Origin of the sequence: Schaedlerella arabinosiphila (assembly GCF_003885045.1) — a bacterium.
Classification (GTDB): domain Bacteria; phylum Bacillota; class Clostridia; order Lachnospirales; family Lachnospiraceae; genus Schaedlerella; species Schaedlerella arabinosiphila.
Genome location: NZ_RHJS01000002.1, coordinates 3,302,129 through 3,316,353 on the forward strand (window position 1 = coordinate 3,302,129; position 14,225 = coordinate 3,316,353).

At 48.0% G+C, this 14,225-nt stretch carries 10 protein-coding genes; all 10 read right to left on the minus strand.

Translation table 11 applies throughout. The features are described from left to right. Positions 1 to 35 precede the first annotated feature (35 nt). Complete coding sequence (gene gtfB, locus EBB54_RS15815) at positions 36 to 1,421, minus strand: accessory Sec system glycosylation chaperone GtfB (RefSeq protein WP_243127693.1); 1,386 nt, start codon at positions 1,419 to 1,421, stop codon at positions 36 to 38. Next, on the minus strand, positions 1,402 to 2,760 hold the full coding sequence (gene gtfB / locus EBB54_RS15820) for an accessory Sec system glycosylation chaperone GtfB (protein ID WP_125128152.1): 1,359 nt from the start codon (positions 2,758 to 2,760) through the stop codon (positions 1,402 to 1,404). Before gtfB (EBB54_RS15820) ends, gtfB (EBB54_RS15815) begins: the two co-directional genes overlap by 20 nt. Further along, positions 2,739 to 4,229, minus strand: coding sequence for an accessory Sec system glycosyltransferase GtfA (gtfA, locus tag EBB54_RS15825; RefSeq protein WP_125128153.1), 1,491 nt, complete (start codon positions 4,227 to 4,229; stop codon positions 2,739 to 2,741). The genes gtfB (EBB54_RS15820) and gtfA overlap by 22 nt, the downstream gene beginning before the upstream one ends. Continuing rightward, positions 4,219 to 5,478 carry a glycosyltransferase family protein gene (locus EBB54_RS15830; RefSeq protein WP_125128154.1) on the minus strand — a complete coding sequence of 420 codons (1,260 nt, stop codon included), beginning with the start codon at positions 5,476 to 5,478 and terminating at the stop codon, positions 4,219 to 4,221. The genes gtfA and EBB54_RS15830 overlap by 11 nt, the downstream gene beginning before the upstream one ends. Positions 5,479 to 5,586: 108 nt before the next feature. Beyond that, on the minus strand, positions 5,587 to 6,957 hold the full coding sequence (gtfB, locus tag EBB54_RS15835) for an accessory Sec system glycosylation chaperone GtfB (RefSeq protein ID WP_125128155.1): 1,371 nt from the start codon (positions 6,955 to 6,957) through the stop codon (positions 5,587 to 5,589). After that, a complete protein-coding gene (locus EBB54_RS15840) occupies positions 6,936 to 8,405 on the minus strand; it encodes a glycosyltransferase (RefSeq protein ID WP_125128156.1) in 1,470 nt (489 codons plus the stop codon). Before EBB54_RS15840 ends, gtfB (EBB54_RS15835) begins: the two co-directional genes overlap by 22 nt. Positions 8,406 to 8,596: 191 nt before the next feature. After that, positions 8,597 to 9,619, minus strand: a complete 1,023-nt coding sequence (locus EBB54_RS15845) for a sugar transferase (RefSeq protein ID WP_125128157.1) — start codon at positions 9,617 to 9,619, stop codon at positions 8,597 to 8,599. Between the two features lie 125 nt (positions 9,620 to 9,744). After that, on the minus strand, positions 9,745 to 11,397 hold the full coding sequence (locus EBB54_RS15850; protein ID WP_125128158.1) for a glycosyltransferase: 1,653 nt from the start codon (positions 11,395 to 11,397) through the stop codon (positions 9,745 to 9,747). A gap of 59 nt (positions 11,398 to 11,456) precedes the next feature. After that, positions 11,457 to 13,790: an accessory Sec system translocase SecA2 gene (gene secA2 / locus EBB54_RS15855; RefSeq protein WP_125128159.1), complete on the minus strand. Its 2,334-nt coding sequence runs from the start codon at positions 13,788 to 13,790 to the stop codon at positions 11,457 to 11,459. Beyond that, complete coding sequence (asp3, locus tag EBB54_RS15860) at positions 13,753 to 14,223, minus strand: accessory Sec system protein Asp3 (RefSeq protein ID WP_125128160.1); 471 nt, start codon at positions 14,221 to 14,223, stop codon at positions 13,753 to 13,755. The genes secA2 and asp3 overlap by 38 nt, the downstream gene beginning before the upstream one ends. Positions 14,224 to 14,225: the final 2 nt, after the last annotated feature.

A 14,225-nucleotide genomic window follows, 5' to 3' on the forward strand; every position in this document is an offset into this window, starting at 1 on the left:
TCTGCAATCAACAGGTTAAATACGTATATTGCCATTTACTCTCCCTCCATCACCCTGACATAATCCTCCCCACTCTCCGCCAACGCCGCCTCCCTCTGCCTCTTCAGACACCGTTCCATCAACTTCTCATTCCTCATAATCACTTGAATATCCTCCGCCATCCCTTCCCAGTTCCTCACCTGATAAATCCGCTCCTTCGCCACATAATCCCTGTTATGCGCCGTCTCCTCAAAGGCAAAAATGAGAAGATTATGCAGAAATGCCCGATACACCGCCGACACAATTTCCCCCATATGGTTAATATCCAAATAAAAATCACACTTCCGAAAAAGCTCACATATCTCCTCTTTCCCCGCAGCCGGATACAACGTCACATTCTCATATTCCCCCACACGCATCAGCTTCGGAGACATCATCGTCAGCGCCGCGATATGAAAATGCATCTCCGGCAATGCGCTTACGATCTCCCTGCAATGCTCCACATTCTCCGAATTGGTACAGATCAGCGCCTCCGGTTTATAACCGTTCTCCCTTCGGAACCGATAAACCAGCCCCAGCCTATGTACCATCCCCGCATCCGCCCCCAGCTCCATCAACTTTTCATAAGGAGTCCTTCTCTGAACCATCACTTCCGCCGTACGCCTTGCCTTCCCACGCAGGATCATCTGCATATTCCAAGGAATCTCATCTCCCACCGGTTCCTGCCAGAACAGCACATCCCTTTTACCGGAAGCAGGAAGCCTGTTAGACACAAAAAAGGGCATGGACAGAGAATTATAGAAAATCCTTCTCTGTTCAAACCCTGTCTTTCGAAAAAAATAGAGCACCAGATCCAGCTTTTCCCGAAAAGATTTTACTTCTCCCCCTTCATTCAGCAGAACTGCCCCAGTGGCAAAATCCTCGGATATGACTTCCGCCCCTTCCGGGGAGAGCCAGGATTTCCCGGCCCGTTTCCCCATTGCGTCGTAAGTCATCCTGGCATACACCGCGCCATAGCGGTTATAATGATCGCTGATGCGGATTGTGTCTCTCTCATCATACCAGTTGACCGTCTTTACCTGCCTTTTATGCCGTAATCCCGCATAAAATAATTTCCCCCTTGTTTGATAGCGGTCATACTCTCCCATACCGTCCGTTTCCCGGCTGCCCGGCACTGCAATCTCGTTATAACATGACCGCTTTCCTGCACCTTTTTGCTTTTCTCCGTTGGCTCCCGTAAAATAACCATACACAGACATCACATCCCCCGGCAGAAATCCATCATCCTCAATTGCCACCGCAATGGGATTGCAGCCGGCCTGTTTAAAAGATGCGTGCAGCCTCCTGCTGTCCGCAGAATACCGGTTAAAAAGCAATATTACCTCATCCTCTGAATATCTATCCAACTTCTTTATCTCTCCGTCATTTACAAATTTGGGCATACCTTTCTGCCGTCTCTGCCATAGCCGCTTCATGCTGTCTCTGGATACGCCGCTCCAGCACGTCCCCATCCTTCAGGGCTTTTTTGATATCCGCAATCATCCTGTCCGTACTGCTGATCGGATAGATATGCGCATCTGCCGCAAAATTTCGGTTATGTGCGGTCTCCTCAAAAGCAAAAATCAACTGATTGTGCAAAAATGCCCTGCGAACCGCAGATACGATCTCCCCTCCGTGATTAATGTCCAGGTAAAAGTCGCATTCCTGAAACAGCCCGTCCAGAATCTCCTGCTTTACTCCCGGATAAATGCTCACATTGTCGTAGTTGTCCATCTCCGTAAGCTTCGATGACATCTCTGTCAGCGCCGCAATGCAGAAATGCATGTCCGGCAAAGCCTGTACAAGTTTTTCGCACTGCTCAATATGATCAGAATTTGTACAGATCAGCGCTTCCGGCCGATGCCCGTTTTCCTTTTCAAAAGAATAAATAAATCCCAGCCGGCGGGTCATACCTGAATCTGCCCCAAGGGCAATCAGCTTATCAAACGCCTGTTTCTTCTGTACCAGAACGGTTGCCGTACGGCTGGCCTGTCCCTTGAAAATCACCTGCATATTTCCCGGAATCTCATCCCTGGCAGGCTCCTGCCAGAACAGGATGTCTTTCTTTTCATCAGATGTAAGCCTGTTTGATACAAAAAACGGTGTTGACAGGGAATTAAAGAAAATCCTGCTCCCGGCAAAGCCTGCCCGTTCCAGAAAATACACAATGAAGTCCGTCTTTGAGTGAAAAATCCGCACCTCGCCGCCGTCATTCAGAATGATATCCTTTGTCACAAAATTTTCTACAATCATCTCCTGGCCCGTCGCCGAAAAATACGACTTGCAGAACTTCTGCCCCTTGGCATTAAATGTAGTTCTGGCATAAACAGCTCCATAGCGGTTGTAATGATCGCTGGTGCGTACCGTTCCCCTCTCATCGTACCAGTCCACGATCCTCACACGGCGCTTATGCAGAGGTTCCGTGTAAAAAATCTTCCCTCTCTCCCTGTACAGGTCATGTACTGACCCGCTGCTGTTATTTCCGCTGATTTCCCAATACTCCGGCACTGTGATCTCATTAAAAAATTTCGGACGTGCCTTCTCCCCGTAAACTGCCTGAAAATCTCCAAGGAAAAAGCCATAGACCGACATCACATCCTCCGGCAGAAAGCCGTTTTCCTCAATAACCACAGCCGGAAACGCAAAGCCGGCCGATTGAAAAGAACGATGCAGGCTTTGGCTGTCCAGTCCATAATTGTCAAAAAGCAGTATGGTATCATTTATTTCAATATGTTTTTCCATTTTTTCTCCACTTCCGTTGTCAGATATTCATTCGCTTTCTCATATGAATGTTTATGAAATTTTTCCAGATTCGCTTCCGTAAACAGACGTACAATACACTCCGCAAGCTTCTGCACCCGTTCCTGCTTCTCCATCTTGTCATGTACCGGAATCAGATATCCGTTTTTCCCGTCATCTATAAAATTCGGATTTCCATAGCGTACATCAAATCCAATAATAGGAAGTCCTGAGCCGACAGCCTCCATGAGGGTAAGCCCGAATCCCTCACTGGTAGAACCTGACAAGTACGCCTCATAGTTCTTGTAAATCTCCTCAAGATCCTGCTGCCCGCACAGACGCACATACTCTTCACAGTGCAGCCGCTTGATCTGTTCCCGAATCCTGCCTTCCTCTCCGCCCTTTCCATAGATATCCAGCGAAACGTCCTTCACCGTCTCCCGTGCCTTTGCGACTGCATCGACGATCCAGTCAATATGCTTCTCACCGGCAAGCCTGGAGGCGGTGATCAGAGAATGCTTTCTTCGCGCCTTTTTCGGGACTTTCAGTTCATCCAGACTTCCCACCGGAATCGTAACCACTTTTGGAGTGGCCTCCATATATTTTTTGAACTGCTGTTTCAAAAGCTGATTCTGCACATCCGTAGAAGCGATATAAAATTTCACATGCTTCCTCTGTGAAAATGCATATTCATAATAATTGTTCCAGAGAATCGCCTCCTCATCCGTAGCGCCCTCGCTGAAATGATCCGCATGGATCACGATCCCAATCCGAGCCGTCCCCGCATTCTGCATGATTGCCTGACCGATTCCTGTGGTTCTGTCTATCAGGACCACATCCTTCCTCGTCAGTTTCAAACAAGATACCATATAGCCCACCAGTTCCTCTTTCGAACAGATCAGCCTGTCCGGAAACTGGTACATCACCACATTGTTGTCCGTAATCTCTTCATAGGCTGCTGACCCGTTCTCGTTAAAAAACCTTCTGAGATAGAGATGCGCCTTGTTGTCCAGCGGAGCATAATATTCCGAATAAATCCTGCAGTAAGTATAATAATCTTTTCGGATCAGACAGCCATTGGACACCATTTCCACCCTGTGCACCCGTTTTTCTTTATCGTTTACCAGGTATGCCACATAGTAAGTATTCGTTCCTGGAAACGTATACTTCACCTTTGCCCCGTCCCTTACCCCGGAAAAGTTTTTGCTTCCGAACGTTTTTTCCAGATCTTTCAGCGTAAACGTCACAGGCGATATCCTGCAGTCCGTAAAAAACGTATAAAGCCATATCACTTCCGAGTCCTCAAATCCAATGTTCTCTGTCATGTGCTGAATGTTGTCCTGCGGAAACATATTTGTAAAAACAAACTTTGCCTCCTGGCCGATCCGCCGCAGAAGCTTTGCCCTGTATGCCTGCGCATACTCCACCCCGCTGCTGGCCCAGCCAACTCCCAGGTTAAAATTATATACCATGGCCGTTTTCCCTCCTCATCCATAAATCCTGCCATATTTCCCGCTTCTTTTTCTGCTGTGCGCCCAATAACTCCTGTACTCTGGCCGGATTCGCCATCAGCTCTCTTATGGTAAAAGCCATCTTTTCCTGCTCCGCTTCTGCGAAGATTCCTTCATCCGCCAGCAGTTCCCGGTGATGCACCGTATTGTCAAACCCCAGAATGATCTGATTTCTTGTATGCGCGGCATTTACCGCGTCGTAGATTTCGTAGTAGTGGTTGATATCCAGATAAAAATCACAGGTATCCCACAGCATATCCAGATCCTGCCTGCTGATCTGAGGGTAGACCCTCACATTCCCTGATTCCTCCAGCTTACGGAGCTTATCCGACACCTGCGTATGTGCCGCAATATGAAACCGCATTTCCGGCAGCACGCTGATCAGATATTCGATCTGCTCCACCCGGTCGGAAGCCGTCAGGATCATTGCTTCCCCTCTCCCATGGTTCTCCCGATACTGTTCCGGTATCTCGTAAAACCGGAAGCCATTTGTCCCGCCCATACCGGCATACTGATTCAGCAGCCCTGGATCTGAAAACAAGACCTTCGTCCACATCTTTCCCGCTTCGGAAGTCAGGCTCAGATCTTCAAACGTTTTCTCTTCCTGCACAAAAAGAACACATTCCTCCTCCCTCAAACCGGCTTCTTCCAGATAGCCTGCGATAAATTCGGCTCTGGAATCAAACAGTTTCCTCACCATGCCGCGGTCCAGCAGAGAAATCATATGGTTTACCGGCTGTTCCACCACCATCTCCTGATTCTTCTCTGAATAATACACCCTGGATTCCACATTTCTTTCTGTGTCCAGAAATTCACTCGCGTATTTCAAGGCGTATTTATTGTAATAGTCAATCTTATAGACCCATCCGTCCTCCATGTGCCACTCTACCCGCTGCACATTTCTCTTTTCCGCAGGTTCCCGGAAATAAATCTTTGCCTTTTCACAGCCCATATCAAAGATGCCGCCTGTACCGCCTGTCAGGCGGACCTCCCAAAATTCAGGAAGCGGGATAAAATTATAGAACAGGTCCTTCTCGGCAAACTCTCCCTGCCTGCTGCCATAGGAAAAAAAATCATAAGGAGATAAGATCCCCGACGGCAAAAAACCTTCGCCGCTCAGCACCGCGATTTTTGCATCCTCCCCCATACACCGCATTGTTTCCTGTAATTTTCCAGCATTTTCCGTATACTTGTCAAAAAAAGCGATCATCCCATATCCTTTCTTTCGTTGCTATTCACAGCCACTTCACACAATCATTTCTGTCAGTCCCGCATAAAACAAGTCCTGCATAAAAATTCTTGTAACTGTTCCGAGCTTTTAACATTCCGCCAACCTCACATATGTCTCTTTCTCTTCGGCCATGGCATCTTCTCTCTGCATCTGCAGATGACGTTCCATCTGTTCCTGATTCTCCATCGTCTCCCTCACATCCGAAACCATCCTGTCAAATTCTGCCGCCGGATATACATGCGCATCCGCCGCATACGCCCTGTTATGCGCCGTCTCCTCAAACGCAAAGATCAGATGGTTATGCAGGAATGCCTGATAAACCGCAGAGACAATTTCCGTCCAGTGGTTGATATCAAAATAATAATCGCACAGCTGAAAAAGTTCATCCAACGTCTCTGTCTGCACTCCCGGATACAGGCTCACATTCTCATACTTCTCCAGATCCATCAGCTTCGGCGACATCAGCGTAACCGCCGCGATATGGAACTGCATCTGCGGGAAAGCCTGAACCAGCTCTTCGCAGTGTTCAATCCGTTCCGAATTTGTACAGATTAATGCCTGCGGTTTATGTCCGTTCTCCTTTTTGAAATCATATACAAATCCCAGTCTTTGCACGATATCAGGATTCGCCCCCAGTTCCAGAAGCCGGTTATAAGAATCTCCCCTCTGTACCAGTATCCTTCCTATACGGCCAGCCTGTCCATTCAGAATCACCTGCATATTTCCCGGGATTGCCTCATGAACACTTTCCTGCCAGAACAGCACATCCCTCTTTTCTGAGGAAGCAAGTCTGTTGGAAATCAAAAATGGATTCGCCAGTGAATTATAAAACACCTGTTTCTGCTCAAAGCCTGCCCTTTTGAAAAAATAAACAAACATGTCCAGCTTTGTCCGGAAAAACTTCACCAGCTCCCCGTCGTTTACGATCAGGTCTCCGGTAATACAATTCCATGTGATGGCTTCCTGCCCGCCTGCAGAAAACCATGTTTTCCCCACTTCTCTGCCCTGTCCGTCATATACCGTTCTGGCGCAGACCGCCCCATAACGGTTGTAATGGTCCCTGAAACGTACGGTCCCTTTCCGGTCGAACCAGTCCACCGCTTTTACCAGATATTTTTTCGGTGAATCCAGGTAGTAGATCCTGCCCTTTTCCTCATGCTGGTAAGTGATCCTCCCATAATCTGTCTCTCCCACCCCCGCGTTGATACTCCAAAGATCCGGCACCTCAATTTCATTGAAAAACCTCGCTTTTCCAAGGCTTTTCCCCTTTTCTCCATAATAACCCAAAAACAGGTCATACGCCGACATGACCTCTTCCGGCAGAAAATCATTTTCTTCCAATACAACTGCAGAGCACTCACATCCGGCCAGCCGGAAAGAATCATGCAGCCTTTTGCTGTCCTGTGAATAGCTGTCAAACAGCAAGATCGTATCCGCTAACATAATAGGTTCTTCCATTTCTTTACTACCTCCTTTGTCAGATGCGTCTCTGCTTTTTCATAAGAATGCTTTCGAAAAGCCTCCAGATCCGCCTCTGTAAACAGGCGTACAATCGCTTTTGCCAGCTCCTCCACATTCTCCCATGGAACCTTATAGCCGTTTTCTCCTTCATCTATAAACATCTGCGCCCCGTAGCGCATATCATAGCTTACAATCGGCAGTCCGGAACCAACTGCCTCCAACAGAGTCACGCCCAGCGTCTCTATATAGGATGCCGACACATATGCGTCATACTCCTGATACAATTCTCCCAGCTTGCGAAATCCGCACAGCCGCACGCAGTCGCTGCATCCCAGCTTATCAATCAGTTTTTGTAAATTTTTTCTATCCCCGCCTTCCCCATAGATATCCAGAGACAGATCCGGAACCTCTTTTCTTGCCTCTGCCACGGCCTTTATCACCTGATCCATCCGTTTCTCCGGCGCCAGCCGTCCCGCAGAGATCAAAGCATGTTTTTTTCTCTTCTTTTCCGGCTTTTTCAATCCGTCAAGCCCCACCACCGGTATTGTCCGGATGTCCGGCTCCTTCCCCGTATATTTTCGGAACTGCTCCCTGAGAAGCTGATTCTGCGCCTCCGTATTCGTAATGAAAAAGCTGATCTTTTCCGGATGTGCAAAAGCGTACTCATAGATGCCGTACCACAATACATGTTCTTCATCATAGTTCCAGAAATGGTCGGCATGAATCACCAGTCCGACCTTTGCAGGCGCGGCATTTTGTATGAACGCTGCCTTTTCTATCATTCCAGGCTCGCAGTCAATCAGGACTACATCGTCCTCCGTAAGGTTCAGCCGCGACATCAGCTCCGAGAGCAGTTCCTCTCTGGAATACAGCAGCCGGTCCGTGAATTTATAGAAGGCCGAATCTCCTTCTGTCACCTCTTCATAGGCAACGCTTCCATCCTCATGAAAAAACCTCCGCAGATACATTTGGGCCTGCCCGTTCACCGGAATATAATACTCCGAATAGTTCCTGCAATATGTATAATAATCCTGCCGTACCAGGCAGCCATTGGAAATCATCATAACCCTATGGACAAGATCACGCTTTTCATCTGTCATATAAACTGTATAGTACACACCCAAATCCGGAAAATGGTACGTTACAATCTTTCCGTCCCGCGAAAACGTATAGTTCCTCTCCTCAAACGTATTTTCCAACTGCTCCAGCGTATAAGTAACCGGTGAAATCCTGCAGTCCGTAAAAAAACCGTACATCCATATCACCTCGGAATCCTGAAACCCAAGGTACGCTGTTTCATGCTGGATATTATGATTTGGAAATGTAGTGGCAAAGATAAATTTTGCCTCCAGCCCCAGTTCTCGGAATATTTTCGCCCGGTAAGCCTGTCCCGTTTCCACACCGCCCTTCAGCCAGTAATAAAAGTGATGAAAGTTATAAATCATTTTACTTTGTTTCCTTTCTTTTGTAACCAATTTGCGAAGCAGATTTTAAATGCGGACAATACCCATATCATTTTTTCATACGATACTTTACATTACCCTGCCGCACCTGCTATTTACCGCCGCAAATAACAAAATCCTATGTGCTGCTATGAACCCTCTTTCACTGTGTACAATCGTTTCTGCACGGTGTATCAATCATACAGCAATTGAAAAACAGCATCTGTCAGCAATTTCTTTGCGAAAAACCCCTGCCGGATCAGATTACCGAATGAATCCACATCCTGGGCCATCCGATTATATTGATCCTCTGTCATCTGCTCCACCTGATTCACTGCTTCATCCAGAGAATCTACCGCCAGTCCCAGATTTTTACGGCGAATCGTATCCGCCTCCGCGATACTGCTGTGTACGATGACCGGAATACCAGACGCCAGATATGTGCCGAGCTTACAGCAGGCATTACGCTTCATATATTCTATCCATACCGGATCGTCATGCCACAGCAGACCAAAGCCCCCGCTCTTCCGAAGTGCATAAGCCAATGCACTCTCATTCTCAAACCAGCCCAGGAAATGGATATTTTTATGGTCGGCCCAGGCATAGTTTCCCGGTTCTGCCGTAACTGCCAGTTCAACTCTGTCGCTGTTCCAGTTTTGAACAAAGGGGCGCGGATACATCACAACATTTGCCGCAAAATTCATCCTTTTCCGGAATTTTGGCATCTTTGTAAGATCAATATCAACCGGAGCATCCCACATCCGCTGAATCACAATTTTTTTCACAGTAAGTCCTTTAGCCTGCAGATATTCGGCCATATTACGGGATGGCAGGATAATCAGATCCGCCCGGTTATAAAACGCAATATACCTTTCTAATTCTCCAAATAGCTTCTTTTCCATCAGTGGCGGCACATCATGAATAAAAAATATTTTTTTCAATCCCCTGTAGCCGCGAAAATGCTCTTCAAAAACCTCATCGAACCGAATACCGTTCCACGTAGGCAGTTGGAAAATCACAATATCTCCGTGGCTGACGGAAGCAACGATCCCATCCAGCCTTGTTCGAAGCATATCCGGCGTATCTGAATTCATAGGATATTTATAGATTCCCAGTTCATGATAATTAAACTCTTTTTGAGCAATGCCTGCTGTCATCTGCTGGGCATTCCCAGCCGCTCCCCCCATACCGTACAAATTTGTAATATGAACCTTCATGATAATATTTCCTTCCACTTCTTTCCAGCTTCTGTTTCCAGATATGGTATATATAACTGAACCTTGATTCATTACTTCCTCATAGACTGATTTGCTCCTTTTCCTATCCAGCGATGTTCAAACTTTTATCGTCTTCTTTTCTTCCACCGTCCATGCGAAAAATTTCCAGACGCTTTTCTATATGAACACATAAAATTATTGAATGTATTTCCAAGCATCAAAGGCTCTGATGTTCCTTTTTCCTTCTCCAAAACTTCCTGCATAAATTTCCCCCATCTATCTTCTACCTCCCAAACCGTAAATCTACTGGCAATCTCATATGAACGCTCCTGAAATTTTTCCAACCGCTCCGAATCCGCAAAGATTTCAATCATCTTCTCCGTCATACAATCCACAATTTCCGACTCCTCCGAACTGCCAGGATCAAAATCAATCAGATATCCATTTTCCCCTGGGTGAATCAAAAGCCGGCTGCCATATTTCACATCCAATCCAATTACCGCTGTACCGGATGAGATTGCCTCCAAAATAGAAAGTCCCAGCGTTTCAAAAGTCGATGCTGTCAGAAACACCTCATAATTCTTATAAACCTCCGTCACATCCTGATGTCCTAAAAATCTGATATAAGACTGCGCATGATGCTTTTCCACCATACCTTTCATCAAGTTGATATAATCGAAATTCCCGCTCCCATAGATATCAAGCGAGATGTTCTCATTCACCTGATGCGCCTTTATGGCGCTCTCAATCAGCCAATGGATCTTTTTATGCCACTGAATACGTGAAACCGACACCATAGAGTAACGCTTCCGTCCTCTGTCCGGATACCGCAGATGCTCCACGAAACCTGCCGGTATGACTCTGATACTGGGAACGCCGCATTGGTATTCCAGAAGTTTCTCCGTCAGTTCTTCCTTTTGCTGCTGCGTAGACACCACAATATTGTCAATCATGCCGGAATATCTAAAGAGATAATTATAATCCTGATTGAAGTTTACCGTATAAGCGCTCTCCCCCGCTTCAAAATAATGACCTGCATGCATCACAGCAATTACCTTTGCCTTCCTTTTCCACCGGAAAAGCGGCTGGATATAATCCAATTGCGCAAATCTGTCTATCAGGATTATGTCCTGCTCCGACAGATCCAATTTCTTCATAAACTCCTCAATCAATCCGACACTGGTAAGAGTCTTTCCATCCTGAAGCAGATACCAGGATCTTTCCCCCGCAAATATCTGTTCATAAGCCACCGAACCATCTTTATGATAATATGTCCTTCTCGTTCTTTTGGCATAAAGCCCACGCTCCGACTCTGCTGTTGCAAAATAGTCCGTACATGCGATTTGATCCGTATACATTTCCGTACGGATCAGCTTTCCCCGGTCAAAATAATGGACACACAGCAGATGTTCCCAATCCCCCGGAACCAGTACAAGCGTAGCAATAGCCAGATCCTCCTTCATCAGCCGAATTTCTGATCCCTGATAGTCCACCTCTCTGATCTGCAGGCTCTCCATCAGCTCCACCAGCTTATCCCTCGCCTTCACCGTCGGCCGCAGGGTCGGATGATCCAGTAAATAATGCCACATGCTGAACATATCCTCTTCCCTAATTCCAAGCTTTTTATAATAATCAATATCATACCTTCCAGGCAATTCCGCAAATATATACCGAACCGGGCAGGACAATTTACTGAATATATTTGCCCGATACCCCTGTGCGTAGTCCACTCCATTGGGTGCATACCCCACCAAAAGACTGAATACATAAATGGCCATTTCCCGTCCCCCATACATTCCTTATACACGCTCTATTCCATAATTCACCAAACAGCGCATCACGGAAACAATATATGCAAATTCTCCTGTTCATCCAGATAAATATCACTAAGCAGAATACTCCGCATCGCATTCCCATACACCGTGCTCTCCATCTCCCGGAACGACTCAAAGGATTCATTCTGGTACTCAAACAACACATTACGCTGGGCAAACGACCTTCCCGATACCGCCGCCTGGAGCTGCTGCATATAATCCACCTGCTCCACCCAGCCATTATCCACGGCATTGAGCACAGCCACACGGATAAATTCATTCATCCTTTTAGAATTGCCTATCTTCTTTTCCTGCTCCGCCATAACCTTCCGTACCTTTTCCGTAAGATATCCCTCTACAGCCTCCCGGTCCTCTACCTGCAGATCCACCGCATCCCTGTCCAGCTGATAAGAAATATTGTCCAGAATATACCGGTTCAGCGTACGCCTGTCCAGGTTCGCATTGGCAGTAAGAAATCTCTTAATATTCCCATCTGCCATTTTCAGGATCATTTCCACAGGCAGCTCCTCGCCCTCTAACAGCTTATCCCTGGTGGCATAGATCAACCCTCTTTGCCGCTGTATCACCTTATCGTAGATTACGGCATTTTTCCTTGCCATCACAGACCCTTCTTCCCCCATGGTCTGGGTCTTGTTGATCTTCTTTTTCAGCTTTCGTTTCCCAATCCGCCTTCTCTCCTCTATATACTTCTCCAGCGACGGATTGTCCCCCATGAGATCATCCTCCAGTGACACAAAAAACTGGCTGGTCCCTGCGTCCCCCTGCCTGCCGGCACGTCCCCTGGCCTGCCGTTCCATCCGCACATTGTCCATCCGCCCGATGCCGATTACCGCAAGGCCGCCAAGCTCTTCCACGCCTTCTTCCAGCTTGATATCCGTTCCCCTGCCCGCCATGGTTGTTGCCACCGTCACTGTGGCGCGCCTTCCCGCTTCCTTGACGATCTGCGCCTCCCAATAAGCATTGTTCGCGTTCAGCACGCTGTGGGGAATTTTCTCCTTCATAAGGATCTTCGATATACGTTCCGTATTCTTGATATTCGCCGCCACGATCAGCACCGGCCGCCCGGTCTTATGGATCTCCAGGGCGGTCATAGCCGCTGCCTCAACCTGTTGTTTCGCATTCGGAAAATAGCGGTCCGGCAGATCCTTCCTCTTCTTCGGACGATTCGTAGGGATCACCACGACCTTCACGCCGTATACATCCCGCAGCTCCTCTGCGGCATCTGCCAGAGTGCCGCTCATCCCTGCCAGTTTGGGAAACATCAAGAACAGATTCTGAAACGTCACCACCGCCACGGCTCGGCTTTCCTGGGTCAGAGGAACCCCCTCCTTTGCTTCCAGAGCCTGATGCTGTCCGCCCCGAAGCTTCATGCCGTCCAGCGAACGCCCGGTGCTGCCGTCCATCAGCAGCAGCTTCCGATCCCTGGATACGATATAGTTTTCCCCCTTTTCATGCAGCTTGTGCGCCCTGAGGGCCAGTATCACATGGCGGTTGATCTCAAAATGCTCCCTGGCATAAAAATTATCAATCTGGAAAAATGTTTCCGCGTACCGGATTCCTTCCTCCGTAAACCACACGGCCCCGTCCTCCAGCATATAGTCCCTCTCTTCCACCAGCGTAGTGACAAAAAGGTCTGCCACCGCATACAGGTTCGACTGTACCCTGGGCGACGCCGAGATAATCAGCGGGGTCTGGGCCGCGTCCAGCAGTACAGAATCCGCCTCATCTATGATCACATAATAAAATTCCCTTAAAAAACGATCCGCAGATTTTTTCGCCAGATTATCGATCAGATAATCAAAGCCCAGCGCGCCATGGGTCGTATATACGATATCCGCCGCATAGACCTCCTGCTTCTCCGCGGTTCCAAATTCCTTCTGCCCCTTCCCAGGGACACCCGCCGCAACAGACAGGCCCATGAAGCGGTATACCGCCCCCATCTCCTCCGCGTCCCTGGACGCCAGATATCCGTTGGCCGTCACCAGGATGGTGCTCTTTCCTGTCAGCGCATTCAGGTAGAGAGGCATGGTAGCCACCAGCGTCTTCCCTTCTCCGGTATTCATCTCCGCAAGACATCCCTGGTGCAGCGCAATCCCTCCCAACACCTGTACATCAAATGGCGCCATCCCCAGAATCCGGAAATCCGCTTCGCAGATTGCCGCAAATGCCTCCGGCAGGATATCATCCAGAGTCTCCCCTTTTGCCAGCCGCTCTTTAAATTCAACCGTCAGGTGGGACAGCTCGGTATCTGAGAGCCCGGCCATCCGTTCTCCATGGCTTCTGACCTGACGCAGGATCTTATACAGTTTTCTTAGTTTCCTCTTCTTCTGTCTCATACTCGACTTCCTGAATCTCAATTTTATGAAAATGAAACCGGGTCATCCCGCCGTTCATCAACTGCATCCTGTAGCTGTACGTCCTAAGAGGGCATTGAAAATACGATACCTCATCCCTGACAGAGATGCGCCCTGCCTCCACCTCATATTTGTCATAGAAGATCAACTGAATCAGCCATGTCTCATCCTCCGGGCAGTCAATATGCACCGTCAGCTGGTATCTACCTTCGCCGTCGATCATCGGCAGCGCAGGCTCGATCCTCTGCATTTGGTAATAGGTTTTGGAAAACCAGTGCTTGATCACCGTCCCGGGAGCCATCAGCATGTTCTTAAATTCTACATCATCCTTTGCGTGGTAGGTGATTTCCGATCCATACAGATAGGTATTGGAAGAATATTCATTCCAGTAAACTGTCCATTTTTCCCCTGTCATTC